Source organism: Chitinimonas arctica, assembly GCF_007431345.1.
In the GTDB taxonomy this organism is placed as follows: Bacteria; Pseudomonadota; Gammaproteobacteria; order Burkholderiales; family Chitinimonadaceae; genus Chitinimonas; species Chitinimonas arctica.
The window spans coordinates 1210209-1236050 of record NZ_CP041730.1; the positions used below are offsets into that span (position 1 = coordinate 1210209).

The 25842-nt window shown below is 57.0% G+C and carries 20 protein-coding genes, 2 tRNA genes, 3 rRNA genes and 1 pseudogene; 13 read left to right on the forward strand and 13 right to left on the reverse strand.

What is annotated here, in order from left to right; all coding sequences use genetic code 11:
* The first annotated feature begins 6 nt into the window (after positions 1 to 6).
* From FNU76_RS05340 to FNU76_RS05370, 7 genes are all read left to right on the forward strand, one after another.
* Entirely contained in the window at positions 7 to 363 is a 357-nt protein-coding gene (locus FNU76_RS05340) for a 2TM domain-containing protein (RefSeq protein WP_143856746.1), read from the forward strand.
* Between the two features lie 107 nt (positions 364 to 470).
* Positions 471 to 1619: a sensor histidine kinase gene (locus FNU76_RS05345; protein WP_179958359.1), complete on the forward strand. Its 1149-nt coding sequence runs from the start codon at positions 471 to 473 to the stop codon at positions 1617 to 1619.
* Between the two features lie 3 nt (positions 1620 to 1622).
* On the forward strand, positions 1623 to 2396 hold the full coding sequence (locus FNU76_RS05350) for a LytR/AlgR family response regulator transcription factor (protein ID WP_143856748.1): 774 nt from the start codon (positions 1623 to 1625) through the stop codon (positions 2394 to 2396).
* A gap of 49 nt (positions 2397 to 2445) precedes the next feature.
* Positions 2446 to 3867, forward strand: a complete 1422-nt coding sequence (locus tag FNU76_RS05355; RefSeq protein ID WP_143856749.1) for a sensor histidine kinase — start codon at positions 2446 to 2448, stop codon at positions 3865 to 3867.
* Positions 3857 to 4414, forward strand: a complete 558-nt coding sequence (locus FNU76_RS05360; RefSeq protein WP_143856750.1) for a hypothetical protein — start codon at positions 3857 to 3859, stop codon at positions 4412 to 4414. Before FNU76_RS05355 ends, FNU76_RS05360 begins: the two co-directional genes overlap by 11 nt.
* Positions 4411 to 5769 carry a sigma 54-interacting transcriptional regulator gene (locus FNU76_RS05365; protein WP_143856751.1) on the forward strand — a complete coding sequence of 453 codons (1359 nt, stop codon included), beginning with the start codon at positions 4411 to 4413 and terminating at the stop codon, positions 5767 to 5769. The genes FNU76_RS05360 and FNU76_RS05365 overlap by 4 nt, the downstream gene beginning before the upstream one ends.
* Positions 5770 to 6013: 244 nt before the next feature.
* Positions 6014 to 6352 carry a BON domain-containing protein gene (locus FNU76_RS05370; protein ID WP_143856752.1) on the forward strand — a complete coding sequence of 113 codons (339 nt, stop codon included), beginning with the start codon at positions 6014 to 6016 and terminating at the stop codon, positions 6350 to 6352.
* Positions 6353 to 6491: 139 nt separating this feature from the next.
* On the opposite strand, the gene FNU76_RS05375 is transcribed toward FNU76_RS05370, so the two are convergent.
* Complete coding sequence (locus FNU76_RS05375) at positions 6492 to 7223, reverse strand: class I SAM-dependent methyltransferase (RefSeq protein ID WP_143856753.1); 732 nt, start codon at positions 7221 to 7223, stop codon at positions 6492 to 6494.
* A 32-nt stretch (positions 7224 to 7255) separates the two neighbouring features.
* Positions 7256 to 8728 (reverse strand): aminotransferase-like domain-containing protein, encoded by a 1473-nt coding sequence (locus tag FNU76_RS05380; RefSeq protein WP_179958360.1) that lies wholly within the window; start codon positions 8726 to 8728, stop codon positions 7256 to 7258.
* Positions 8729 to 8928: 200 nt separating this feature from the next.
* Between FNU76_RS05380 and FNU76_RS05385 the strand changes: the two genes are divergently transcribed.
* The 4 genes and pseudogenes from FNU76_RS05385 to FNU76_RS05400 all read left to right on the forward strand — a co-directional run bounded on the left by FNU76_RS05385 (position 8929) and on the right by FNU76_RS05400 (position 11497).
* Complete coding sequence (locus tag FNU76_RS05385; RefSeq protein WP_143856755.1) at positions 8929 to 9207, forward strand: DUF2917 domain-containing protein; 279 nt, start codon at positions 8929 to 8931, stop codon at positions 9205 to 9207.
* Between the two features lie 182 nt (positions 9208 to 9389).
* Complete coding sequence (locus tag FNU76_RS05390; RefSeq protein WP_143856756.1) at positions 9390 to 9935, forward strand: cysteine hydrolase family protein; 546 nt, start codon at positions 9390 to 9392, stop codon at positions 9933 to 9935.
* A gap of 127 nt (positions 9936 to 10062) precedes the next feature.
* Complete coding sequence (locus FNU76_RS05395; protein ID WP_143856757.1) at positions 10063 to 10344, forward strand: hypothetical protein; 282 nt, start codon at positions 10063 to 10065, stop codon at positions 10342 to 10344.
* Between the two features lie 176 nt (positions 10345 to 10520).
* Positions 10521 to 11497, forward strand: a pseudogene (locus FNU76_RS05400) (IS630 family transposase).
* A 51-nt stretch (positions 11498 to 11548) separates the two neighbouring features.
* Here FNU76_RS05400 and FNU76_RS05405 read toward each other — a convergent pair.
* Complete coding sequence (locus FNU76_RS05405; protein ID WP_179958361.1) at positions 11549 to 12271, reverse strand: GTP pyrophosphokinase; 723 nt, start codon at positions 12269 to 12271, stop codon at positions 11549 to 11551.
* Positions 12272 to 12444: 173 nt separating this feature from the next.
* On the opposite strand from FNU76_RS05405, the gene FNU76_RS24400 reads away from it, so the two are divergent.
* Positions 12445 to 13050 carry a tyrosine-type recombinase/integrase gene (locus FNU76_RS24400; RefSeq protein WP_223879234.1) on the forward strand — a complete coding sequence of 202 codons (606 nt, stop codon included), beginning with the start codon at positions 12445 to 12447 and terminating at the stop codon, positions 13048 to 13050.
* A gap of 42 nt (positions 13051 to 13092) precedes the next feature.
* Here FNU76_RS24400 and FNU76_RS05415 read toward each other — a convergent pair whose 3' ends face one another.
* The 3 genes from FNU76_RS05415 to FNU76_RS05425 all read right to left on the reverse strand — a co-directional run bounded on the left by FNU76_RS05415 (position 13093) and on the right by FNU76_RS05425 (position 17917).
* The gene (locus FNU76_RS05415; protein WP_143856759.1) at positions 13093 to 14652 is read right to left on the reverse strand and encodes a SpoVR family protein; all 1560 of its coding nucleotides are present in this window, start codon (positions 14650 to 14652) and stop codon (positions 13093 to 13095) included.
* On the reverse strand, positions 14649 to 15920 hold the full coding sequence (locus tag FNU76_RS05420; protein WP_143856760.1) for a YeaH/YhbH family protein: 1272 nt from the start codon (positions 15918 to 15920) through the stop codon (positions 14649 to 14651). Before FNU76_RS05420 ends, FNU76_RS05415 begins: the two co-directional genes overlap by 4 nt.
* Positions 15921 to 15994: 74 nt before the next feature.
* Positions 15995 to 17917, reverse strand: coding sequence for a PrkA family serine protein kinase (locus FNU76_RS05425; protein WP_143856761.1), 1923 nt, complete (start codon positions 17915 to 17917; stop codon positions 15995 to 15997).
* 236 nt (positions 17918 to 18153) lie between these two features.
* On the opposite strand from FNU76_RS05425, the gene FNU76_RS05430 reads away from it, so the two are divergent.
* The gene (locus FNU76_RS05430; RefSeq protein ID WP_143856762.1) at positions 18154 to 18741 is read left to right on the forward strand and encodes a LexA family protein; all 588 of its coding nucleotides are present in this window, start codon (positions 18154 to 18156) and stop codon (positions 18739 to 18741) included.
* Positions 18742 to 18810: 69 nt separating this feature from the next.
* On the opposite strand, the gene FNU76_RS05435 is transcribed toward FNU76_RS05430, so the two are convergent.
* The 7 genes from FNU76_RS05435 to FNU76_RS05465 all read right to left on the reverse strand — a co-directional run bounded on the left by FNU76_RS05435 (position 18811) and on the right by FNU76_RS05465 (position 25799).
* Positions 18811 to 19803, reverse strand: coding sequence for a 2-hydroxyacid dehydrogenase (locus FNU76_RS05435; protein WP_143856763.1), 993 nt, complete (start codon positions 19801 to 19803; stop codon positions 18811 to 18813).
* Between the two features lie 169 nt (positions 19804 to 19972).
* A 5S ribosomal RNA gene (rrf, locus tag FNU76_RS05440) occupies positions 19973 to 20086 on the reverse strand.
* A gap of 148 nt (positions 20087 to 20234) precedes the next feature.
* Positions 20235 to 23119, reverse strand: a 23S ribosomal RNA gene (locus FNU76_RS05445).
* A 252-nt stretch (positions 23120 to 23371) separates the two neighbouring features.
* A tRNA-Ala gene (locus FNU76_RS05450) sits at positions 23372 to 23447 on the reverse strand.
* 9 nt (positions 23448 to 23456) lie between these two features.
* Positions 23457 to 23533: transfer RNA gene (locus FNU76_RS05455), tRNA-Ile, on the reverse strand.
* Positions 23534 to 23636: 103 nt separating this feature from the next.
* Positions 23637 to 25171 (reverse strand): 16S ribosomal RNA (locus FNU76_RS05460).
* Together the 16S, 23S and 5S rRNA genes with 2 tRNA genes alongside form the textbook arrangement of a ribosomal RNA operon.
* Before the next feature lie 427 nt (positions 25172 to 25598).
* A complete protein-coding gene (locus FNU76_RS05465; protein WP_143856764.1) occupies positions 25599 to 25799 on the reverse strand; it encodes an oxidoreductase-like domain-containing protein in 201 nt (66 codons plus the stop codon).
* Between the last annotated feature and the right edge of the window lie 43 nt (positions 25800 to 25842).

Sequence of the window (25842 nt, forward strand, 5' to 3'; positions counted from 1 at the left end):
GAATGCATGATGTCCGACTTCTCCACTTCGCAGCCTTTGTCCGAATCCCGCAACACCCTTGACCTCGGCAAGCGCATCAAGCTGATCGATGAAGCCGCCCTACGGCGCGGCGCGGAACAGGTCGTCGGCGACAGGCTAGACCTCCATCTTCGTGCGATCGGTTTCCTGGCGACCAGCGCCTTGCTGTGCGCCATCAACTGGAAGACGCAGGGCCGCATCAGCTGGGCCGCCTGGCCGATGCTGGGAATGGGCTTCGTGCTGACGATGCAGACCGCCAGGTTTTACTTGAGTGGCGATGCTCAGTTCGAGAAACGGGTAGCGCAAGAGATGGCTGCTGTTCGGCACGGTAAGGACGGTAAATAAGGCGGCGCCCTCTCCCGGCAGTAAGCCGCTGCGGAATGCCGGCCTGCGCCGGTTTGCCGTATGCTGCGCGACCGGCTTTTCACACCGATCTTCCGGAGCAAGTCGAAATGAATCCAACGCCCGCCCCACCGACGATAGACCGCTGGCACCCGCTGGAACTCTTCCCCTGGTTCCGGCAATGGCCCAACAGCCCACTGCGTAACCTGCTCTATACCTTTATCTGGAATATGGGCTTGGGCTCGGTCATGGCCATGGTCAGCCTGCTTTCCGGCCGGGTGGATAAGCTGGCGGTCTTCCTATGGCAAAGCTTCGTCCTGACCAACACCATCGGCTACAGCATCCACCTGCTGTTCGATCTGGGCCGCTGGCTGGTGGGCGCTTGGCTGCAAAGCGCACCGCGCTGGGTCCGCAAGAGCTATCACATCGGCATCCCGATACTAGGCGTCTTCATCGGTTACGGTCTGGGCTTCTCCATACTGGATCTGCAAGGGGCATTGCGCTGGCTGTTCAGTGCGACAGGGGCGCTATCGGTAGCGGTGCTATCCGTTTTGACGGCAGGTGTGCTGCTTGGCGTATTTATCCTGCACGAAAGGCAGAGTCGCGCGGACGCGGCCCTGGCGGCCGCCCGGCAACAGGCATCGGATGCCGACCGGCGTGCCCTGGAAGCGCAACTGCGGATGCTGCAGGCGCAGATAGAACCCCATTTTCTCTATAACACGCTGGCCAATGCGGTCGGACTGATCGGACCTTCGCCGGACAAGGCCCGTCTGCTGCTGGAACATCTGATCGCCTATCTGCGCACCTCCCTCGATAGCAGCCGCGCTGCCCGAACCGAACTGGGCATCGAACTGGAGAGCCTGCGCGCCTATCTCGGCCTGATGGCAATACGCATGGGGCCACGCCTGACCTACCGGATCGAGTGCGACCCGGCCCTGCAACAAGTACCGCTGCCGCCCATGCTGTTGCAACCCTTGGTGGAAAACGCCATCCAGCATGGACTGGAACCGTGTGTCGAAGGGGGTGAAATTCGCATCGAAGCGCGTCGCGAGGGACCCACGCTGCATATCGTCGTGTACGATACCGGCCGCGGCTTCGACCCACTTGCCAAGCCACGCGCCGGCGGCGGCGTGGGCCTCGCCAATCTACGCGACCGCTTGAACAGCCTATATGGCGGCGCAGCGCTGTTGACGATTGCCGACCATCCGCCACGCGGCGTAAAGGTCAGTTTGCGATTGCCCCTTGAGACGGATAACTAGACCATGCCGACCGCCTTGATCGCCGACGATGAAGTCGCCCTGGCCGAATATCTGCGCACCCAGCTCGCCGAGCTGTGGCCCGAGCTGACCATTCTTCCGCTGGTCCACAATGGCTTGGACGCATTGCGCCTGATCGACGAACTGGCACCCGATATCGCCTTTCTGGATATCCGCATGCCGGGGCTGACCGGCTTGGAAGTGGCCGCCAAGCTGCGCGATACGGCGGTGGCGCCGCATATCGTGTTTGTTACCGCTTACGATCAATACGCGGTCGATGCCTTTGAAGGCGAAGCCGTGGATTACCTTCTCAAGCCACCCGGACTGGAACGCTTGCAACGCACGGTCGCCAAGCTGCAGCGCCATCTGAATACGCGGCACAGCCAGCCCGCCACGCCATCGACCGATCTTTTGGCGAAATTGGCAGGCTTGTTGCAAGTCGCCCCGGCAGCACCGCGCCTGGAATGGATCCGCGCCGCACACGGCAATGAAACACGCCTGATCGCGGTGGATGAAGTGATCTACTTCGAAGCCCGCGACAAATACGTCAGTGTCTTTACCAACGATGGCGAGTCGCTGATACGCACGCCATTGAAAGAATTGCTGGATAGCCTGGATCCCGCCCGCTTCTGGCAGGTGCATCGCGGCACCATCGTGGCGGTACGCCATATCGCCGGCACTTTGCGCGATTTTCGTGGCCGGACCCTGCTCAAGCTGAAAACACACCCACAACAATTGGTGGTAAGCCGCGCGTATTTGCACTTGTTCAAGCAGATGTAGCCGTTCTCCCCCTGCCGCTCGACGCCTTATACAGGCATCATTGCGGCCCATGCTCAGCTTTCTCCGCCCCTCATTCCGCCAGCTTCTGTTGCTGGGCTTCCTGCTGATAGCCGGACTGCTGGGCGCGGCTTCCCTGCGCGCCTTGCTGACGCTGGAAAAACTGTTGGCGCAAAGCCGCAGCAGTGCCACCCATGCGGTGGAACTCAGCGCGGCCACGCAACTGCTGGCCGAGCGCAGCGTGACCATGGAGCGGGCCGCCAGGCAATTCCTCATCCTGGACGACCCCAGCCTGCACGAACGCTTCGACGAGGCGCGGCGCGACACCGATACCGCCCTGCGGCAACTGGAAGCCGCCCTGCCGCGCAGCAATGCGGTACGCAGCTGGCGCGCGCAGCAAACCATGATCGCCGACCATCTGGCCGCCACCCATATTTCCGCGCGCAAGCGCGAGGCTGCCCTGGCGGCCAATTTCCGCGCGCTGTCGGCCATCAACGCCAAGCTGGCGGACCAGGTACGCAGCCGGATCGAACAGAGCAATACCGAGCTGCGCGATGGATTGGAAGACGGTCGCCTGCAATTGAGCGGCCAGCTACTGGTGGCACTGCTGCTGGCGGTCGGGCTAGCCTTGATCTTCGGCCTGTGGCTGGCGCGCCCGCTCAAGCGCCTGGAAGCCGCCATCATTGCCCTGGGCGAAAACCATCTGGATACCCCCATCGATATCCGCGGTCCGGCCGACCTGCGCCTGCTGGGCCAACGACTGGACTGGCTGCGGCAGCGCCTTGCCGAGCTGGATGACGACAAGACCCGTTTTCTGCGCCATATCTCGCACGAACTGAAGACCCCCCTGGCTTCGCTGCGTGAGGGTGTCGCCCTGCTGGAAGACGGTGTCGCCGGCACATTGACCGAGCAGCAGCGGGAAATCGCTGCCATCCTGGCGCAGAATGTCGTCGCGCTGCAAAGCCAGATCGAGGATCTGCTGCGCTTTCATGCCGCCGCCTTCGAGGCACGCCAGCTGCACCGCCAGCGCGTCGCCTTCCGGCCCTTGCTGGACCGGGTAATCGATTTGCAGCGCCTGCAGTGGCAAGCCAAGGATCTGCACATGGCCATCGAGGGCGAGCCATTATTCGCCCAGGCCGATCCGGACAAACTGGCCGTTGTCCTGGGCAATTTATTGTCCAATGCCATCCGCTTCAGTCCCGTCGGCGGCACCATCGTTTTCACCCTTGCCAATCCGCCCGGCTTGGCGCGCATAGATATCCGCGACCAGGGACCGGGCATCGCGCCCGAGGACCGCAATCGGGTCTTCGAACCTTTCTATCAAGGCCAGCGCCAGGCTCCCGGTGCCCGCCGCGGCAGCGGTATCGGTCTTTCCATCGTGCAGGAATACGTGGCCGCCCACGGCGGCCGGGTAAGCCTGCTGGACGACGAACCCGGCAGTCGTTTTCGTATCGAAATTCCCCATGAAAATTAAAAAATCATTTTATTGCCTACTGTGCGCTGCCCTCATGGCCGGCTGCGCCCTGCCCGTCCGCGAGGTACGTATTCCGGTACGCGAGATCGACCCGCTTGGCCCAGCCTTACGGGCCGCCATGCAATACCAGGAGCAGTTACGCCAGCTCAGCCCGGCCGAACTGGGACGGGAAGCGAGTCGCCTGGCGGAGACGCCGGCCAACCCGAAGACCATGTTGGAAATGGCCTTCGTGCATCTACAGAATCGCGCGCCCGGCGATTTGGCCCGTGCGGCTGCCCAATTGGAAAACCTGGGTCGCGACAGCAGCACCGAAGCACAGCTTTATCAGCCGCTGGCACGGCTGCTGCTTGGCATGCTGAATGAACAACGCAAGCTGGAGGACCAGATCGAACACTTGGCACAGCAACAACGGGATCAGCAGCGCGAGCAGCAAAAAGAGCAGCAGAAGAAGCTCGATCAGCTGACCGAGAAACTTGAAGCGCTCAAAGCCATCGAGCGCAGCCTTACCAGCCGGCCGGTCGCGCCGACGGCCGGGAGTAAGCCATGAGTGCGCATATCCTGCTGGTGGACGACGACCCGGACCTGCTCAAGCTCCTCGCCATGCGCCTGACCGCAGCCGGCTATCGCGTCAGCAGCGTGTCCAGCGCCGAAGCGGCGCTGACCCGGCTGGCCATCGAACTGCCGCAGCTGGTATTGAGCGACGTCCGCCTGCCCGACCATGACGGCCTGTGGCTGTTTGGCGAGATCCACGCCCACCACCCCACCCTGCCGGTCATCCTGCTCACGGCCCACGGCACCATCCCCGACGCCGTGGCGGCCACGGCAAAAGGCGTGTTCGGCTATCTGACCAAACCATTCGACGGCAAGGTACTGCTGGAAAAGATCGCCCAGGCGCTGGCGATTGGTGCGCCGGCCAGTACCGGCAAGAACGACGATGACAGCTGGCGTGCCCAGATCGTCAGCCGTTCCAGCCATATGGCCGAACTGCTGGCGGAAGCCAGGCTGGTGGCCGGCTCGGACGCCAGCGTACTGATCCGCGGCGATAGCGGCAGCGGCAAGGAATTGCTGGCACAGGCGATCCACAAGGCCAGCCCACGGGCAACCAAGCCCTTTGTGGCGGTCAATTGCGGGGCCATTCCCGAGCAGTTGCTGGAATCCGAATTGTTCGGCCATGTAAAGGGATCGTTTACCGGGGCGGTGGCCAACCATCGCGGGCTATTCCAGACCGCCGACGGCGGCAGCCTGTTCCTCGACGAAATCGGCGATATGCCGCTGGCCCTGCAAGTGAAGCTATTGCGGGTGCTGCAAGAGCGTTCGGTGCGCCCGGTCGGCGCCAGCCAGCCCATTCCCATCGATGTACGCCTGCTGTCGGCCACCCATCGTGACCTCGAAGCGGCCATGTCGGAGGGCCAGTTCCGCGAAGATCTCTACTATCGCCTGAACGTCGTCACGCTCTACCTGCCGCCGCTATCCGAGCGGCGCGAGGATGTGCCGCTACTCGCCCACCACTTCCTGGCCAAGCTGGCCGCCAAATACCAGAAGCAGCTGAACGGCTTTGCCCCCGATGCGCTGGAAGCACTGGCGACCGCGCCCTGGCCCGGCAATATCCGGCAGTTGTATAACGTCGTGGAACAGGTCAGTGCGCTGGCCACCGCCCCCTTGATCCCGCTCTCCCTGGTTCAACGGGCCCTGCGCGCCGCGGCGGTGGAGGTGCTCAGCTATACCGAGGCGAAACAGCGTTTCGAGCTGGACTACCTGGTGCGTTTGCTCAAGCTCACCGACGGTAATGTAGCCGATGCCGCGCGCCTGGCCGAACGCAATCGGACCGAGTTCTATCGATTGCTGCAAAAACATGACCTTAGCCCCGGATTATTCCGCAGCGAGCCACCAGTCGCGGATTAGCGACAGCATATTTCCGTTTAATATCAGATACTTAACAAACACACTCCACAATGCGTCGCTACCAGGCGACAAGAACCATGAGAAAGCCGCCTCATCAGCGCGGCAACCTTCCCCCCTCCTCTACCGACACGCTCCATCTCGTTGAATCCATTGGGAAAAAAATACCTGGCACGGCTATTGCTCAACTAGCTTTGTAACGCAGTTTCCGCGTTGCCTTTCCGAACTACATTGAAAGGATTCCACCATGCAAAACCGTCATCTGATTCCAGGTCTGCTCGCCGCCCTGTTCATCGCCGCTCCAGCCATGGCCGCCGAAGCCGGCGCCACCGGTGCCGGCCCAGCCGCGAGCGCCGGACAAGCACTGGATGACACCGCCATCACCGCCAAGGTGAAGGCTGCCTTGATGGCCGACAAGCAAGTCTCCGCCCTGGATGTGAAGGTGAAGACCGAACAAGGTGTGGTGACTCTGACCGGCACCGTGGACAAGGCAGAAGCCAACGACCGCGCCCAACAATTGGCCGCAGCGGTATCTGGCGTGAAGAGCGTGAACAGCCAGCTGCAACTGAAGACCGCGGTCAACTAAACGACTGCTGCAGCATGCATTACCCCGGGCGTTGGTTCCCCTTCCCGCCCGGGATCTCTCCCTGGAGGTTGTAAGCGCCCGTTTACAGCCTACTTCGATGGATCGGCCGAGGCCGGTCCATTTTTTTTATGCAAACGATTCATGCCTGGGCAGTCTTTTGCACCAGCACCGCGGCCAGGCCCAGGGCACGCCAATATTCTTGGCATACTTGCAGCCCCGCCTGGCGCAACAGGGCATCCCGGCGCGCAGGCGCCAGGGGATGGACATTGCGGGCCAGGTGGCTGAAATCCAATTCGACCTGCTCCGGCCTATCCCGGCTGCTATCCTGCTGCCGGCGCCAGCAACGGAACAGTTGCTCATAACCCGGCTCATTGCGCTGCCCACCCAGGTCCGCCAGCAGCAGCCAGCCGCCAGGTTTCAGCACCGCCGCCAATGCCCGCAGAAAAGCTGCCTTGGCGCTATCGTCGGGCAGGAAATGCATGACCAGCAGGGCGGTAACGGCATCGAAGGCAGCGTGCCCGGCAGGCGGTTCGATCACCACGTCCCCCGGCCGCCCTTCAATCAGCTGGATGCGTCCGCCCAGACCGGCGGCGACATACTTGTCGGCAGCCAATCGGTTCATCTCGGCGGAGGGTTCGATACCACTCAATTGCCAATTCGGCATGGCGGTGGCGAACCGCAGCAGTTCCTCACCGGTACCGCTGCCCGCCACCAGTACGGCGGCCTCGTTTGGCAGCAGCTCAGCCAGCAGGCTGGTGCTCAGTTCATGCAAGGTGTCGTAGCCCGGTATCAGCTGGCGAATCTTGCGATCGTAGGCGGCGGCGTGCTTGGCGTCGTAACGAACGCCCTGGTCTAGGGTATCTGTGCTCATGCGCCCTAGTCTAGCGCAGGCGGCCCGCTTTCCTAACCGAGTTCAAACAGATTGCCTGTATCGGCGAAAGGCGCCTTTGCGCCATTGTCCAATTGCTGCCGGGCCAGTTCACCCAAACGCTTGAGTTTGGCTTCGGTCGCCTCGCACCAAGGCTCGCCGACGCATAGACGCAAATAGTTGCGGTAGGCATTGCGGGCCGAGAATAGCGGCCCCGGGGCGAAGCTGATGCCCTCCTCGACCGATGTTTCCAACAGGCGCGTGCTATCTACGCCAGCCGGCAACTTGACCCAGCACATATATCCGCCTTTGGGCCGGGTCCAGCGGGTGCCTTCCGGAAAGTACCGCGCCAAACCGTCGTTGAGCCTTGCCATCTGGTCGGTGCAAAGCCGCCGCATGCGGCGCATATGATGATCGTGCCCGCCGCTTTCCAGAAAGCGCGCCAGCGTCAGCTGCATCACGGCAGGGGTGGAGAAGGTATTGATGTATTTGAGGATCTCGACTTGCGAGCGATAGCGGCCGGGAATGATGTGGCCCACCCGCATACCGGGGGCAACCAGCTTGGTATAACTGGCCACATACAGCACATTGCCCGTCTCATCGAACGCCTTGGCTGGACGAGGCCGTTCGCGTCCCTGGTAGAACTCGCCGTAGATATCGTCCTCGATCAGCGGCACGGAATGTTCGTCCAGCAGCTTGACCAAGCGCTGTTTCGCCTCGTCGCTCATCAGGCTGCCGGTGGGATTGCTGAAATTCGGCATCAGCACGCAGGCCGCCACGGCGCCGTCGCGAACAGCCAGGTCCAGCGCGGTCAGGGAAACACCCTGCTCCGGGTCCGTCGGTATTTCCAGTGCCTTCAGGCCCATCGACTCGAACAGCTGCAACAAGCCGAAATAGGTCGGCGACTCCACCGCCACCACATCGCCCGGCTGAGTCACCGCCCGCAGGGCCAGGTTGAGCGCTTCGATGCCACCGGCGGTGATCTGCACATCGTCGGCGTTGAAGCGTCCGCCCCACTCCATCGCATGGCGCGCGATCTGCCGCCTCAGTACTTCCAAGCCTCGGGTGCCGCCATATTTCGACAAAAGCGTGGGCGAGTCGCGCAAGGCCTCATTCATCAGCTTCTGCAGCTGCACATTGGGAAAACATTGCGGCGCCATGACCGCGTAGCAGAAGCCCTGTTGCCGGCCACGGGTCAGTTGCAGGTAGTCCCACAAGCGCCGGTTTACCGTTACCGCCGCGGGCGTGGTGGAGGGGCGCGAACGTGGCGGCGGTTCCGACAGTTTCTGCCTGACAAAAAAGCCCGATTGCGGGCGGGCTTCGATCAGACCGCGATCCTCCAGCATGCGAAAGGCCTCGGTCACGGTGGAAAGGCTGACGCCACGCCGGTCGCGCAACTCGCGCAAGCTCGGCAGTTTGTCGCCCGATCGCAAGGTCCCGGCACTGATCATGCCGGCGATCTCATCGGCTAGCGCGGCATAGAGCGTAGAACGGCGATCACTTTTCATGGGTTTTGACCGGCAAGGGAGGCGGGCCGTTATCTTGCGCCGGCTTCGGACCATGGCAAAGAAACAGTTGGTATTGAAATGGACCATGACAGTTGCCGGAAACCGCCAGCTGTTACGCCTGCAAAGGTAACAGTCTGGGTCTGAAAATCGATCTGTCCTTCGCGTAGCCTTAGGGTCAGTCACCACCCTGGAGAGCAGCCATGAAAAGCCCGTATCAACTGCACAAGAACGCCCTGCTGAACTTACCTGCCGAAATGGGCGCCACCATCGAGGTGGAAAGCGGCGTCATCTGGCTGACCGCAGCGGGAAACGACGTGATACTGGGCCGTGGCCACCAATTCTGCCTGCCCGTTAGCGAAGTGCTCCTGGTTCAGGCGCTGGCCGATAGCCGCTTCAAGCTTCGCCGGCCCGTCGGCAAACCCGACTGGGCCAGCCGGCTTAGCCAATGGCTACCTCGCAGCATGCAGACCGGTAGCTGAATCCGCAAGAAAAAAACGGCCACCCCGAAGGGTGGCCAGAGGAGGAGGAATGGTTCATTCTCTCCTCAAATCTACATTAGCGCAAGCTAATTTACATTGAAAGCCATAGATACAGCATCTCCACCCGCGAGGTAGACCGCCTCTATACTGGTCCTACCCATCCTTCAAAGCCATTGCCCACTATGAAAACAGCGCTGATCATCATCGACGTCCAGCAAGGCCTGTTCGACCCCTCCCCCCGTCCGTACGAAGCCGATGCGGTGATCCAACGCATCAACGCACTGAGCGAACAAGCGCGCGCAGCGCATATCGCGGTCGCATTTGTTCAGCATCAGCGCCCGAATGGACCCTTGGCCTTTCAGTCGCCGGGCTGGGAATTGGCAAAGCAGCTGGTGGTACAGGACGGCGACAAGATCATTGCCAAGACGACCCCGGACTCCTTCCTGAATACCGAGCTGTCGGCCTGGCTGACCGAGCAGGCCGTCGGCCGCCTGGTCATCTGCGGCTACGCCACCGAGTTCTGCGTCGACACCAGCACTAGGCGCGCGGCGGCGTTGGGTTACGAGATCGTGCTGGCGGCCGATGCCCATACGACTCACGATAAGCAGCACGCCGATGCCCAGCTGATTCGGGCGCACCACAATGCCACCCTGCCGAATATGACCAGCTTCGGCGTCAAGATTACGGCACTGGCTAGCGAAAAGATCGACTTCCGGGTGTTCGCCTAACACCTGGCCGCATTTCCCCTGCATACATGGCGAAAACGTCACCCTTTTTCGGTTTTCACACACTGGATGCCTAAGACTCCGCCTTGGCGGATTATCCTAGAGACCGTCGCCATGTACGGGGAAATGCATGTTTAAAATATATTTGCGCGATGAAAATCAGCTGATCACCGAGAAGACCACCACCTTCGATCCACAAACCGCCTTTGCCGCGTTCGAGGCCCTGGTCAATCGAACCGATCTCGATGAGCAGCAAGTCAGGGCAATCCTGTTGAAAGAAGGTGTGCCCCTCGCGCACCATAAGTTCGACGCGCCCCCCTCCGATCCGATCTTCTTCTGGCGGGGACGTATCGACAAGCTGAGACGCGGGGGAAGCGTGCATGGGCTGGGTACGGTCGTGTTGGATACCTAGCGTAGCGGTACCAAAGTTTGTCATACGCACTCGCTTGCCTTAGAACCGTCATCGACGCCATTTAGCGTTTTAGTATTAACTCGGCAAATAACAGGGGCATTATAATATAATGCCCGCATGGCCTAGACTCACGAAAACTCAGCCCCGACGCCCAGCAGGAAAAGCGGCGTAACGCCTTGCGAATGTGGGAGCAGGGTTACACACAGCAAGCGATCGCGGACGCGGTAGGTGTGCATACCCGCAGCGTCGCCGAAAAGACCAAGATCGCACAAGCCAAAGGCATTGATGCCGCTATCGAGGGCGGACGCCGAACGGGCGCAAGCCGTAGTCTGAAGGCAGAGCAGGCGGTTTTGATTTAACGATTGATCGTCGACAAGATACCCGATCAATTGAAGCTCATATTTGCGCTATGGACCCGCGATGCCATTCGGGAACTGATCCGAGTGAAATGCGGTTTCGAGATGCCGAACCGCACGGTCGGCGAATACCTGACCGGTGGGGCTACACCCCACAGCGCCCCTTGAAGCGGGCCTACCAGCAATACCCGGAGCGGGTCGAACGCTGGCTCCAGGAGGAGTATCCCGAAATTGCACGCCGTGCCAAAGCAGAAAGGGCGGAAATTCAATGGGGAGACGAGACTGGCTTGCGTAGCGACAGCCACGCTGGCCGTAGTTTCAGTCCAGCAGGACAAACACCAATCAAGACCATATCGGGCAGCCGCTTTTCGATCAACATGATTTCCAGCGTCACCAACCGCGGCAAACTGCGCTTCATGCTGTACGAAGAGACGCTGACGGCCAAGGTGTTGCTGACCTTTCTCAAGCGACTAGTGCGGGAGACCGGCAGCAAGGTGTTTCTGATCCTGGGCAATCTGCGGGTGCACCATGCCAAGCTGGTTCGAGCGTGGCTGAAGGAGAATAAAGAAGCCATTGAAGTGTTCTACCTGCCAGCCTACGCCCCCGAGTTGAACCCCGACGAATATCTGAACGGCGATTTGAAGCAGCAAGTCCGTAGCGGCCGTGCAGCTCGCAGACTTGCGGAACTGAAGACGCGAGTCCGCTCGGTGATGAAGCGGCTGCAACTACGGCCAAAGTGCATTCAGTCGTATTCCCGACATCCCCAAATCGCCTATGCCGCCAATTTGGGGTATTAAATTGCCGGGTTAATATTTCAAACAGTGCAGCCAAGTAATTTATTCGCCTTGCTAATGGAAGGGAAGTAGGTTCCTTAACTTTATCTTGGGGTGCAAAACACTCCAGGAATCCTGAGCTATCGATCTAATCTGAAGTTCAAATCCAACATCTTTGCATGACTGATATTCGAATAAATCACTTCGGCGATCGTTTAGCTTTAAATCCAGATGAATCCCTTTGTACTCCAATACATCGCCATTTTCAGGGGCTGCATCTTCAACTTGCCTGGCTTTATCAAAATGCTCCTGCACAAGAGCAGATATTTTTTCGACATCCTCGTCATCAAGACAAACTATCCGAAGCCCGACCAAGTCTGTAATGTGATCACGTATTTCATAGTCTATGTTATTCCTCTCAAGATCAGGCAGGTATTTTTCTGAGAATTTGGCAATACACTCACCCTCTTCTTTTATTCTGCCCTCTACCTTTGAAATGCGAATATCTGGTTTTTGACGCAGAAGCGCCGTAATAAGCGCAATAAATGAGTTCCTCGCCTCTTTTAAAATGCCCAGATTTTTCTCGTAATATGAATTGAAATTTATCTTTTCCTGTGAAAAATCAGATGATGGCACACTATCCTCCGTTGCATTTATAAGTTTCGATTTAACAACAATAGATTGTGATCGCCCGATATCCAAGCTGGGACCGCCAATATCTTCGGAACAGGAGGCATTGTTTCCGATGCTGGCACAACTTCGGATCAATGTCCGCACGCGCGCGGCAAGATGGTTCATCCCCTTCCTTGCCCACGCCATGAGCCAATCGAATCTACAAGGGCAAGTCATCCTCTCCGCCGTCGAGCGGGTCACGGCACCGCTGCGCCGCGTCCGCACCAAAAGCAGCGCCACCACTGCCCAAGTCAAAGCCCTGCGCGAGCGCGTCAGACCTTTTAAAACAAGCTCGCCTGGTGGACCGGATCACCGGCATTGCGGATCGTAGTTTCGGAGATTGGTGCACCAACTATCGTGAAATTATCGGCGAAAGACTATTGGCGCCGAAAACCCTTGCCTTGCGTGAAGTGGTGCTACGTATAGGATTAGCACTGTGGGAATCATGGCCAATTGGCAACATACAAGTAAAAGACGTAGCGGATTTACTAAAAGCAAAATCCAAGGAAGGGAAACTTCGTATGGCAAACTTGACTAGCAGCATTTTAACCGACGTATTCCGTGAAGCCATGTCTGCCGGATGGATTAATGAAAATTTCAAAGCAGAGACGATTTTGCAGCAAACTCGGCATAACGGTCCGTCGTTGCCGGGAGACTCTTTACACCCCGATTCGATCTCCCGAGGCTTCGCAGATCAACGAGACGAGCTTGGTCTAGGTGTAAACCCGCCAACGCTGCACGAAATTCGTAGCTTGGCGGCCAGGCTGTACGCGAAGGCATACAGCCCGGCATTTGCTCAACTGGTTCTAGGCCACAAAAGTGCGGACATGACCGCCGTGTATCTAGACAACAGAGGGTCGGAATGGACGGTTGCAGAGGCCCCGTTTCGGAAAAGTTTCGAATGAATATTGAGTAAAGTTAAAAAGCTTTTGTTTTTATTGACTATTTTACCCGTGCCGCTTCTCCATTTTGCAGTCATAAGTCAATATCACCCGCCCTTCCCCATCGCAGCTTTCCAGCTTGACCGAGAATCCCCACAGCCGTGAGATATGCTTCAACACCTCATGCACGGTATTGGCCAGCGGCCGCCGATTGTGCTGGATATGGCGCAGGGTCAGCGAGCGGTCGCCGCGGGTATTGACCTCCCAGACCTGGATATTGGGTTCGCGGTTGCCCAGATTGTATTGATCGGCCAATTTGCGCCGAATCTCGCGATAGCCGTCTTCGTTGTGGATGACGCTGACCTCCAGCTTGGCTTCGTGGTCGTCATCGCGCACCGCGAACAAGCGGAAATCGCGGATCAGCTTGGGCGACAGGTACTGGGCGATAAAGCTCTCGTCCTTGAAGTTCTTCATGGCGAACTCCAGGGCAGGCCGCCATTCGGTGCCGGCCAGGTCGGGGAACCAGCGGCGGTCCTCCTCGGTGGGATGTTCACAGATTCGGCGGATATCCGAATACATGGCAAAGCCAAGCGCATAGGGATTGATACCGGAATACCAGCGGCTACTGACCGGGGGCTGGTAGACGACATTGGTATGCGAGTGGAGAAACTCCATGATCGCGCCATCGGTGATCAGCCCCTCGTCATACAGGCGATTCATGATGGTGTAGTGCCAAAAGGTGGCCCAGCCTTCGTTCATCACCTGGGTTTGGCGTTGCGGATAGAAATACTGCGCTACCTTGCGCACGATGCGCACGAGCTCACGCTGCCAGGGCTCCAGCAAGGGCGCGTATTTCTCGATGAAGTAGAGCAAGTTCTCCTGCGGCTCGGGTGGAAAGCGGGCTGCCTCGGTCTTTTCCGCTTCTTCTGCCCGGCGCGGCAGGGTGCGCCACAGGTCATTGACCTGGCTTTGCAGATAAGCCTCCCTATCCGCCTGCTTGGCTTGTTCCTCGGCCACCGAGAGCTTGGGCGGACGCTTATAACGGTCGACGCCATAGTTCATCAGCGCATGGCAGGAATCGAGCAACTCCTCGACCGTGTCCACCCCATGGCGCTCCTCGCACTGACGGATGTACTGCCGGGCGAACACCAGGTAATCGATGATGGCGCTGGCATCGGTCCAGGAACGGAACAGGTAGTTACCCTTGAAGAAACTATTGTGGCCAAAAGCGGCATGCGCGATGACCAGGGCCTGCATGGTGATGGAGTTTTCTTCCATCAGATACGAGATACAAGGATTGGAGTTGATCACGATTTCGTAGGCCAGCCCCATCTGGCCCCGCTTGTAGCCTCTCTCGGTGCTGAGGAAATGTTTACCGTAGCTCCAATGGTGGTACATGACCGGCATACCAACCGAGGCATAAGCGTCCATCATCTGCTCGGCAGTGATGATTTCCAGCTGATTGGGATAGGTATCCAGCTGGAACTCGCCTGCTACCCGGCTGATTTCCTTGTAGTAGCGGTCGATCAGTTCGAAGGTCCATTCCGAACCGATCGAAAGCGGCCCAGTGGTCTTCTTGGCCCGTTTACGCTTGGCACTGCTGGGAGAAATGATCAGATCGCTCATACGTTCGCCGTATTCTTTTTGAACAGGTCGCGGAAGACAGGGTAGATATCCGCGGGAGACTGGATCTTGCGCATGGCGAACTGCTTGCAGGCATCCCGCACTTTTTCATACTCCATCCACAGGTTTTGCGGCTCGCCATCGGTGATTTCGATATAGGCGTAGTACTGCACCATGGGCAGGATGTTCTTGAGCAATAGATCCTTGCAAACCAGCGAATCGCTATCCCAGTTGTCGCCGTCGGATGCCTGGGCAATGTAGATGTTCCAGTCGCTGGTGGGAAAGCGCTCGCCGATGACCTGGTCTACCAGCTTGAGCGCCGAACTCACCACCGTCCCGCCGGTATCGCGTGCATGGAAGAAGTCGTGTTCATTCACTTCCTGCGCCTGCGTGTGATGGCGGATGAATACCACCTCGATCTTTTCATAGGCCCTGGTAAGGAACAGGTAGAGCAAGATAAAGAAGCGCTTGGCGGTATCCTTCTTTTGTTCGTCCATCGAGCCCGACACATCCATCACGCAGAACATCACCGCCTGGGTATGAGGCCGTGGTTGCCGTACGCGGTTGCTGTAGCGAAGGTCGAACGGGTCGATAAACGGGATGCCGATAATGCGCGTCTTGAGCGAATGGATTTCCGCACGCAAGGCATTCAAGCGAGGATCGTCCTCCTCGCATTTTTCCAGCAGCTCGTCGAGCTCCTCGCGCGCCTCGTTCAGGCGCGCCATTGGCCCGGCGGTCAAGGCGATACGGCGGCCCAGCGCGCCTTTGAGCGAACGCATCACATCGATATTCGATGGCGTGCCGTCGGTGCTGTAACCGGCCCGGACCTGCTTGAAGGCCTGGGTAGCGGTGAGCTGGGTCTTCACCAGGTTGGGAAGCTCCAGATCCTCGAAGAAGAAATTGAGAAATTCCTCGCGACTCAGCTGAAATACGAAATCGTCCTCGCCCTCACCATCCTGCGAGGCCTTGCCCGAGCCGCTACCGCCACCGCCTTCCTCGGGCCGGTCGATCTGATCGCCTTTCTGGTATTCCTTGTTGCCGGGATGGACGGTTTCCCAAACACCGCCGCGAGCGTGCCCAAACACCGGTTCGGAAACATCCTTCACCGGAATGGAGACATTCTCGCCGCTATCGATGTCGGTGATGGAGCGCCCTTTTACCGCCCGCGTCACCGCCTCTTTGATCTGTCCCTTGAAACGACGCAAAAACCGTTCGCGATTGATGGCGGACTTGTTCTTGCCGTTCAACCGTCGGTCAATTAAGTGAGCCATCTTGTACTCCGCCGCAGGCCCCAAGGATGCATGGGCCTGTCCAGCATGGATGCTTCATGCACGCAGGTGCCGAATTAGGAAGACTTCCGCACGCGTAGATACCAGTCGCATAGCAGCCTGACCTGCTTGGCGGTGTAGCCCTTGGCAACCATGCGATTGACGAAATCCTCGTGCTTGCGGGCGTCCTCATTGCTTGCCTTGGCATTGAAGGAAATAACCGGCAGCAGCTCCTCGGTATTGGAGAACATCTTTTTCTCGATCACCGCGCGCAGCTTCTCGTAACTGGTCCAGGTCGGGTTTTTGCCACCATTGTTGGCCCGTGCCCGCAGGACAAAGTTCACGATCTCATTGCGAAAGTCCTTCGGATTGCTGATACCGGCCGGCTTTTCGATCTTTTCCAGTTCATTGTTGAGCGCGTTGCGGTCGAAGCTTTCACCGGTGTCCTGGTCGCGGTATTCCTGATCCTGTATCCAGAAATCGGCAAAGGTGACATAGCGATCGAATATGTTCTGGCCATATTCGGAATAGCTTTCGAGGTAAGCGGTCTGGATCTCCTTGCCGATAAATTCAACGTAGCGGCTGGCCAGGTATTCCTTGATATAGGCGAGGTATTTCTGTTCGGTCTCGGGCGCGAACTGCTCGCGCTCCACCTGCTGTTCCAGCACATAGAGCAAGTGGACCGGGTTGGCGGCCACTTCCGAATGGTCGAAGTTGAATACCTTGGAAAGTATCTTGAAGGCCCACCGGGTGGAGAGACCATCCATCCCCTCATCAACACCGGCAAAATCGCGATACTCCTGGATGGACTTCGCCTTGGGATCGGTATCCTTCAGGTTTTCGCCATCGTAGACCAGCATCTTGGAATAGACGCTGGAGTTCTCGGGGTCCTTCAGGCGCGACAGGATGGAAAACTGCGACATCATCTTCAATGTGCCCGGCGCGCAGGGTGTGTTGTTGAGCGACGAGTTGCGCACCAGCTTCTCGTAGATCTTTACTTCCTCGCCGACCCGCAGGCAGTAAGGCACCTTCACGATATAGATACGGTCGAGGAAGGCTTCGTTGTTCTTGTTGCCCTTGAATTGCTTCCACTCCGACTCGTTGGAGTGGGCCAGGACGATACCGTCGAAGGGAATGGCCCCGAAGCCTTCGGTCCCCTTGAAGTTGCCCTCCTGGGTGGCCGTCAGCAGTGGATGCAGCACCTTGATGGGCGCCTTGAACATTTCCACGAATTCCAGCAGGCCCTGGTTGGCCAGGCACAAGCCACCCGAATAGCTGTAGGCATCGGGATCGTCCTGGGCGTATTTCTCCAGCTTGCGGATATCGACCTTGCCGGTCAGCGAGGAAATATCCTGGTTGTTCTCGTCGCCAGGCTCCGTCTTGGCCACCGCCACCTGCTTCAACACCGACGGATAACGACGCACCACCCGGAACTGATCGATATCCCCATTGAACTCCTGCAGACGCTTGACCGCCCAAGGGCTGGGAATGCACTTCAGATAGCGTCGAGGGATGCCGTACTGCTCTTCCAGGATGGGACCATCCTCGCCATCGTTGAAAAGGCCCAGCGGTGATTCATTTACCGGACTGCCCTTGATGCAATAGAAGGGGACGTGCTCCATCAGCTCCTTGAGCTTTTCCGCGATGGACGATTTACCGCCGCCTACCGGTCCCAGCAGGTAAAGAATCTGCTTGCGCTCTTCCAGGCCCTGCGCCGCATGCCGAAAGTAGGCCACTACCTGCTCGATGACCTCCTCCATGCCGTAGAACTCGCGGAAAGCGGGATAGACGCGAATCATCTTGTTGGCAAAAACCCGCGAAAGCCGCGAATCGTTGCGCGTATCGACGATTTCCGGATCTCCGATTGCCATCAGCATGCGCTCGGCTGCGGTGGCATACGCCAGCGGCTCGCGTTTGCATAGATCCAGGTACTCGCGCAGACTGATTTCCTCTTCGCGAGTGCGGTCATAGCGGCTGCTGAAGTTGGCAAAAATATCCATGGCGATCCCTCTCGTTCAGGCTTGTCGAACACCGACAAATTGGTTGGAGCGCTGCGCGGGCAAAAGTTCGCGCGAGCAGTCGGCGCCGGTTCGATTTCGGTATAGCACATGCCGGCGAGGTATTCGCGAGGCAGCCCGGGGCATTTCCGCAACGTCCAGCATCCAACTTACGTAGGACTTGCCAAGAGAACGATCGTTCACTAGAGTGTGCCATCGGAACTCTATCCATACACACCATGAGCGAATTTGAGCGAGACCTCGACTATCTGGGTCGATTGCAGGATTACTACGCCGATGAGCGCTGCCTGCCGTCCTATGCCCGCCTGATGAGCCTGTTCGGCTTCGCCAGCAAATCGGCTGTTTCCAAACTGCTGGCCCGCTTGCAGCTGCAAGGCTTTCTGTCCCGTAGCAGCGACGGCGACTGGGCACCAACCGATCGTTTCTTCGAACGCATCATGGCCAGCGAGCCGGTACCCGCCGGCATGCCGGTGGCGGCACGGGATGTGGCCAATGACACTTTTGCCATCGACCAGTACCTGGTCAATCGTCCCTCGCACACCATCATGATCCCGGTGAAAGGCGATTCGATGATCGATGCCGGTATACATTCCGGCGATTTGGCCGTGGTCGAGCGGCGCGCCATCGCCAATGTGGGCGATATTGTCGTCGCCATCGTCGATGATGAATTCACCCTCAAGACGCTAGGCAAGGAAGCAGGCAAATTTGTCCTACTCCCTGCCAATCCGGCCTACCCGGTGATACGTCCCAAAGGGGCGCTGGAGATTTTTGGGGTGATGGTGGGCTTGGTACGTAAGTATCGCTAGACCAGCGAGAAAGACCGTCGCCACAGCGCCTGCCCCGACTGTGGCGATTCCACCATGCATGCAGGCAATTCAGGCAATGGCATTGACCACTGCATCCCCTGCCGCAAAGGCACGGATATTCTCCAGCGTGGTTTCTGCAATATTGTCCAAGGCTTCCTCGGTCAAAAAACCTTGGTGTGAAGTGATCAGCACATTCGGGAATGTCATCAGCCGGGCCAAGTGGTCATCGGCTATGCCGGATTCGGAGAGATTCTCGAAAAACACGCCTTCTTCCAATTCGTAGACGTCGAGTGCGACACCACCCAAGCGCTTGGACTTAAGTGCATCAATCAATGCGCTGGTATGTATCAATCCCCCTCGGCTGGTATTAACCAGCAACGCGTTCGATTTGCATTGGGAAAATGCTTGGCTATCAAATAGATGCTGGGTGTCTGATGTTAATGGCAAATGCAATGAAATGATGTCGGCCCTGCTCAATAGGTTGGAAAAATCAACTTTTTCGCTGCACAAAATTCGCGCGTCTTCCGCCGATAGTTGTGGATCACAGATCAGCACGCGGCAACCGAATCCCACAGCGATCTTCGCCGCAACCCTGCCTATTCGCCCCGCACCGACAAGGCCAAATGTCTTGCCATGCAGATCGAATCCCACTAGACCATCCAGCGAGAAATTTGCATCGCGGACACGGTTATAGGCTCGGTGGGTCTTGCGTACCAAACTGAGCAGCAATGCGAAGGCATGCTCCGCCACCGCGTGCGGCGAATAGGCTGGTACCCTAGCCACCACCATGCCAAGTTGGCGGGCGGCGGGGAGATCGATACCGTTGAAACCGGCCGCACGCAATGCCACCATGCGCGTGCCACCCTTGTTCAACACGCCGAGCGTCGCCGCATCCAGCCGACAGTTGACGAATGGGCAAACCACTTCGAATCCATGTGCCAAAGGCGCCGTACTGAGATTCAAGCGGGGCTCGAAGAATTGCAAGCAATGATCGAAGCGTCGATTGGCCCGCGTCAGCGCGGCTTGGTCATAGCGGTGACTATCGAAGACGGCGACTTGCATAAGCGGCTCCCTGCGGATGGTCGATCAATCCTACAGTAAAGCATTCGTACACTGTACTTATCGGATGGACCGCTTATCGTTCAACTGCATTGTCTTCAGGTCGATTAACGCGCTGACGATGCAAAAGCAAAAACCCCGAACTCATCGAGTTCGGGGTTTTCTATGGGGAGCCTGGCGGTGACCTACTTTCACACGGGTAGTCCGCACTATCATCGGCGCAACGTCGTTTCACGGTCCTGTTCGAGATGGGAAGGCGTGGGTCCAACGCGCTATTGCCGCCAAGCAAAACTGGGGCGAACAATGTGTTTGCACATCGTTCTAGCATTTCTGTGGCTCGCTTCGCACTTAAGCGTCGCAAACCATTCGATAGAAGAAGTAATCTTTTGGGTTGGTTGTACCCGCAAACCCGATGCTCAGGCATCTTGGGTTATAGGATCAAGCCTCACGGGCAATTAGTATCAGTTAGCTTAACGCATTACTGCGCTTCCACACCTGACCTATCAACGTCCTGGTCTTGAACGACCCTTCAGAGGAATCAAGTTCCTAGGGAAGTCTCATCTTAAGGCAAGTTTCCCGCTTAGATGCTTTCAGCGGTTATCTCTTCCGAACTTAGCTACCCGGCGATACGACTGGCGTCATAACCGGTACACCAGAGGTTCGTCCACTCCGGTCCTCTCGTACTAGGAGCAGCCCCCTTCAAACTTCCAACGCCCACTGCAGATAGGGACCAAACTGTCTCACGACGTTTTAAACCCAGCTCACGTACCACTTTAAATGGCGAACAGCCATACCCTTGGGACCGGCTACAGCCCCAGGATGTGATGAGCCGACATCGAGGTGCCAAACTCCCCCGTCGATGTGAACTCTTGGGAGGAATCAGCCTGTTATCCCCGGCGTACCTTTTATCCGTTGAGCGATGGCCCTTCCATACAGAACCACCGGATCACTATGTCCTGCTTTCGCACCTGCTCGACTTGTCAGTCTCGCAGTCAAGCATCCTTATGCCATTGCACTATCAGTACGATTTCCGACCGTACCTAGGATACCTTCGAGCTCCTCCGTTACACTTTGGGAGGAGACCGCCCCAGTCAAACTGCCTACCATGCACGGTCCCCGATCCCGATTAGGGACCTAGGTTAGAACCTCAAACACACCAGGCTGGTATTTCAACGTCGGCTCCACGAGAACTAGCGTCCCCGCTTCAAAGCCTCCCAGCTATCCTACACAAGTCTGTTCAAAGTCCAATGCAAAGCTACAGTAAAGGTGCACGGGGTCTTTCCGTCTAGCAGCGGGGAGATTGCATCTTCACAAACATTTCAACTTCGCTGAGTCTCGGGTGGAGACAGTGTGGCCATCGTTACGCCATTCGTGCGGGTCGGAACTTACCCGACAAGGAATTTCGCTACCTTAGGACCGTTATAGTTACGGCCGCCGTTTACCGGGGCTTCGATCAAGAGCTTGCACCCCATCAATTAACCTTCCGGCACCGGGCAGGCGTCACACCGTATACGTCCACTTTCGTGTTGGCACAGTGCTGTGTTTTTAATAAACAGTCGCAGCCACCTTTTCACTGCAACCCCATCGTGCTTCGCGAGCAAGTCGCTACACACTACCGGGGCACACCTTCTCCCGAAGTTACGGTGTCAATTTGCCGAGTTCCTTCACCCGAGTTCTCTCAAGCACCTTAGAATTCTCATCCTACCCACCTGTGTCGGTTTGCGGTACGGTCTTATTGCAACTGAAGCTTAGCGGCTTTTCCTGGAAGCAGAGCATCAACCACTTCGCGAATAAATTCGCTCGTCATCACGCCTCAGCTAATCTCTCCGGATTTGCCTAGAGAGTACGCCTACACGCTTAAACCGGGACATCCAACACCCGGCTGGCCTAGCTTTCTCCGTCCCCGCATCGCATTGCAATAAGGTACGGTAATATTAAACCGTTTCCCATCGACTACGCATTTCTGCCTCGCCTTAGGGGCCGACTCACCCTGCGCCGATGAACGTTGCGCAGGAAACCTTGGGTTTTCGGTGACAAGGAATTTCACCCTGTTTATCGCTACTCATGTCAGCATTCGCACTTCCGATATCTCCAGCAGCCTTCACAAGCCACCTTCACAGACCTACGGAACGCTCCTCTACCATATGTACAAAGTACATATCCCTAGCTTCGGTTATCAGTTTGAGCCCCGTTACATCTTCCGCGCAGGACGACTCGACCAGTGAGCTATTACGCTTTCTTTAAATGATGGCTGCTTCTAAGCCAACATCCTGGCTGTCTATGCCTTCCCACTTCGTTTTCCACTTAACTGATCATTTGGGACCTTAGCTGAGGGTCTGGGTTGTTTCCCTTTCGACACCGGACGTTAGCACCCGATGTCTGTCTCCCATGCTCGCACTTGACGGTATTCGGAGTTTGCCATGGTTTGGTAAGTCTCGATGACCCCCTAGCCATAACAGTGCTCTACCCCCGTCAGTGATACATGAGGCACTACCTAAATAGTTTTCGAGGAGAACCAGCTATTTCCAAGTTTGTTTAGCCTTTCACCCCTATCCACAGCTCATCCCCTAGTTTTGCAACACTAGTGGGTTCGGTCCTCCAGTGCGTGTTACCGCACCTTCAACCTGGCCATGGATAGATCACTTGGTTTCGGGTCTACACCCAGCAACTGAACGCCCTATTCGGACTCGCTTTCGCTACGCCTCCCCTACTCGGTTAAGCTCGCTACTGAATGTAAGTCGCTGACCCATTATACAAAAGGTACGCAGTCACGGAACAAGTCCGCTCCCACTGTTTGTATGCATCCGGTTTCAGGATCTATTTCACTCCCCTCCCGGGGTTCTTTTCGCCTTTCCCTCACGGTACTGGTTCACTATCGGTCGATGATGAGTATTTAGCCTTGGAGGATGGTCCCCCCATCTTCAGACAGGATTTCTCGTGTCCCGCCCTACTTGTCGTACGCTTAGTACCACCCAGTGCTTTTCGTATACGGGGCTATCACCCACTATGGCCGGACTTTCCATTCCGTTCTACTAAGCATTGAATTATCACGTACAGGCTCTTCCGCGTTCGCTCGCCACTACTTACGGAATCTCGGTTGATTTCTTTTCCTTCGGCTACTTAGATGTTTCAGTTCGCCGAGTTCGCCTCCACAGCCCTATGTATTCAGGCTGGGATACCCTTGCGGGTGGGTTTCCCCATTCGGACATCTCCGGATCAAAGCTCAATTGCCAGCTCCCCGAAGCTTTTCGCAGGCTTACACGTCCTTCATCGCCTATCATCGCCAAGGCATCCACCAGATGCACTTATTCGCTTGATCCTATAACCAAAAATGCCTGGTTATCGGTCTTTTGCGTTTGCCCGGATCCATGCGACTAGTCATGAATCCAGTTTCGATACAATCAACCCATTGCAGTTCTTTACTAGAACTACATTGATTACTTCTTCTATCTTGTTAAAGAGCAAAGTACAGATTGGCTAAAGAAGCCAAGCAACAAGAAACTCAAACCCTCCTCTACCTACCCAGGATGCTCGAATTCGCTGTTGTTTGTTTCCTTACCTTCAAAAAGAATGGTGGAGGTTGACGGGATCGAACCGACGACCCCCTGCTTGCAAAGCAGGTGCTCTCCCAGCTGAGCTAAACCCCCTATAACGACTGGTGGGTCAGATAGGAATCGAACCTATGACCCCCGCCTTATCAAGACGGTGCTCTAACCGACTGAGCTACTGACCCAGCTTTCTCTTTGAAGTCTCTGTCCGGTTCCCCGAACAGCACTCCGTACTTCTCAACACACAACCGATAAGTGTAGACACTTGGCCTGTCGGCCTTTCTCTAGAAAGGAGGTGATCCAGCCGCAGGTTCCCCTACGGCTACCTTGTTACGACTTCACCCCAGTCATGAACCCTACCGTGGTAACCGGCCTCCCGAAGGTTAGCCTAGCAACTTCTGGTAGAACCCACTCCCATGGTGTGACGGGCGGTGTGTACAAGGCCCGGGAACGTATTCACCGCGACATGCTGATCCGCGATTACTAGCGATTCCGACTTCATGTAGTCGAGTTGCAGACTACAATCCGGACTACGATCGGCTTTCTGAGATTGGCACCCCCTCGCGGGTTAGCGACCCTCTGTACCGACCATTGTATGACGTGTGAAGCCCTACCCATAAGGGCCATGAGGACTTGACGTCATCCCCACCTTCCTCCGGTTTGTCACCGGCAGTCTCCTTAAAGTGCTCAACTGAATGGTAGCAACTAAGGACAAGGGTTGCGCTCGTTGCGGGACTTAACCCAACATCTCACGACACGAGCTGACGACAGCCATGCAGCACCTGTGTTAACGCTCCCTTTCGGGCACCCTCACGTCTCTGCGAGGTTCGTTACATGTCAAGGGTAGGTAAGGTTTTTCGCGTTGCATCGAATTAATCCACATCATCCACCGCTTGTGCGGGCCCCGTCAATTCCTTTGAGTTTTAATCTTGCGATCGTACTCCCCAGGCGGTCTACTTCACGCGTTAGCTGCGTTACTAAAGCATTGCTGCTCCAACAACTAGTAGACATCGTTTAGGGCGTGGACTACCAGGGTATCTAATCCTGTTTGCTCCCCACGCTTTCGTGCATGAGTGTCAGTGTTAACCCAGGGGGTTGCCTTCGCCATTGGTGTTCCTCCGCATCTCTACGCATTTCACTGCTACACGCGGAATTCCACCCCCCTCTGCCACACTCTAGCCGTGCAGTCCCAAATGCAGTTCCCAGGTTAAGCCCGGGGATTTCACATCTGGCTTGCACAACCACCTGCGCACCCTTTACGCCCAGTAATTCCGATTAACGCTTGGACCCTACGTATTACCGCGGCTGCTGGCACGTAGTTAGCCGGTCCTTATTCTTCCGGTACTCTCATCCCCACCTAGTATTAGCAGGCAGGATTTGCTCCCGGACAAAAGAGCTTTACAACCCGAAGGCCTTCTTCACTCACGCGGCATGGCTGGATCAGACTTTCGTCCATTGTCCAAAATTCCCCACTGCTGCCTCCCGTAGGAGTCTGGGCCGTGTCTCAGTCCCAGTGTGGCGGATCATCCTCTCAGACCCGCTACGGATCGTTGCCTTGGTGAGCCTTTACCCCACCAACTAGCTAATCCGACATCGGCCGCTCGTATAGCGCGAGGTCTTGCGAGCCCCCGCTTTCATCCGTAGATCGTATGCGGTATTAGCTATCCTTTCGGATAGTTATCCCCCACTACACGGTACGTTCCGATGCATTACTCACCCGTTCGCCACTAACTTGAGGAGCAAGCCCCTCAAATCCGTTCGACTTGCATGTGTAAAGCATGCCGCCAGCGTTCAATCTGAGCCAGGATCAAACTCTTGAGTTCAATCTCTGTTTTTGAAACAAAACTGGCATTGCTTGATTCAACAGCCTAAGCCGTCAAATCTCGTAAGCCTTTAGCCTAAAGCCAAGTGCCTACGCTTATCGGTTGTATCTTGTTAAAGAGCGTTTGCTTGTTCAGACTAACTCGGCTAACATCGTGTGTTTCGCTTCGTTTTTGTCTGCGTCAGCAGCAGAGAAGCGAACTATACGCACCACCCCGCCGGCCGTCAACACCCTTCTGTAAAACTTACCGGGGAACGGCGCGAGAATTCAATAAGTCATTGATCCGTAATATACCCGTCATGAATACTTTTTTCATGGCGGCCGGTGACTACGCAGAACGGCAGGTTCAGGCCCCACTGCAAATCCCGCACCAAACAAGCAAAGCGCCCCGTAAAACGGGGCGCTTTGCTTGATGCGAAGAAAATTTGCTATATAGGTTTAGTGTGCTCACGCAAGGCTTGTCGCGCCTGCCATTGCGCCAGCAAGAGACGGTGCTGCTGCACCTCCTCGCTGTAGAAATCGAAAATACAGGGGTCACAACCGCTCCCGCAGCATGCTTCGGGTGGCGGCGCGATAGGTGGCTCGGGCGGCGGATCATCTGCCGGCCAGGCACTTGGCGAATCGGACATCACGGTATCTACTCTCCTTTGTACTGCATATTGGCAATCAGCC

Coding starts and splice junctions, on each gene's coding strand:
- FNU76_RS05370 (WP_143856752.1), top strand. CDS start 6,014: ATGCAAAACCGTCATCTGATTCCAGGTCTGCTCGCCGCCCTGTTCATC.
- FNU76_RS05380 (WP_179958360.1), bottom strand. CDS start 8,728: ATGAAAAGTGATCGCCGTTCTACGCTCTATGCCGCGCTAGCCGATGAG.
- FNU76_RS05405 (WP_179958361.1), bottom strand. CDS start 12,271: ATGAACCATCTTGCCGCGCGCGTGCGGACATTGATCCGAAGTTGTGCC.
- FNU76_RS05390 (WP_143856756.1), top strand. CDS start 9,390: ATGAAAACAGCGCTGATCATCATCGACGTCCAGCAAGGCCTGTTCGAC.
- FNU76_RS05355 (WP_143856749.1), top strand. CDS start 2,446: ATGCTCAGCTTTCTCCGCCCCTCATTCCGCCAGCTTCTGTTGCTGGGC.
- FNU76_RS05425 (WP_143856761.1), bottom strand. CDS start 17,917: ATGGATATTTTTGCCAACTTCAGCAGCCGCTATGACCGCACTCGCGAA.
- FNU76_RS05375 (WP_143856753.1), bottom strand. CDS start 7,223: ATGAGCACAGATACCCTAGACCAGGGCGTTCGTTACGACGCCAAGCAC.
- FNU76_RS05420 (WP_143856760.1), bottom strand. CDS start 15,920: ATGGCTCACTTAATTGACCGACGGTTGAACGGCAAGAACAAGTCCGCC.
- FNU76_RS05465 (WP_143856764.1), bottom strand. CDS start 25,799: ATGTCCGATTCGCCAAGTGCCTGGCCGGCAGATGATCCGCCGCCCGAG.
- FNU76_RS05340 (WP_143856746.1), top strand. CDS start 7: ATGATGTCCGACTTCTCCACTTCGCAGCCTTTGTCCGAATCCCGCAAC.
- FNU76_RS05350 (WP_143856748.1), top strand. CDS start 1,623: ATGCCGACCGCCTTGATCGCCGACGATGAAGTCGCCCTGGCCGAATAT.
- FNU76_RS05360 (WP_143856750.1), top strand. CDS start 3,857: ATGAAAATTAAAAAATCATTTTATTGCCTACTGTGCGCTGCCCTCATG.
- FNU76_RS05430 (WP_143856762.1), top strand. CDS start 18,154: ATGAGCGAATTTGAGCGAGACCTCGACTATCTGGGTCGATTGCAGGAT.
- FNU76_RS05385 (WP_143856755.1), top strand. CDS start 8,929: ATGAAAAGCCCGTATCAACTGCACAAGAACGCCCTGCTGAACTTACCT.
- FNU76_RS05415 (WP_143856759.1), bottom strand. CDS start 14,652: ATGAGCGATCTGATCATTTCTCCCAGCAGTGCCAAGCGTAAACGGGCC.
- FNU76_RS05365 (WP_143856751.1), top strand. CDS start 4,411: ATGAGTGCGCATATCCTGCTGGTGGACGACGACCCGGACCTGCTCAAG.
- FNU76_RS05395 (WP_143856757.1), top strand. CDS start 10,063: ATGTTTAAAATATATTTGCGCGATGAAAATCAGCTGATCACCGAGAAG.
- FNU76_RS05345 (WP_179958359.1), top strand. CDS start 471: ATGAATCCAACGCCCGCCCCACCGACGATAGACCGCTGGCACCCGCTG.
- FNU76_RS05435 (WP_143856763.1), bottom strand. CDS start 19,803: ATGCAAGTCGCCGTCTTCGATAGTCACCGCTATGACCAAGCCGCGCTG.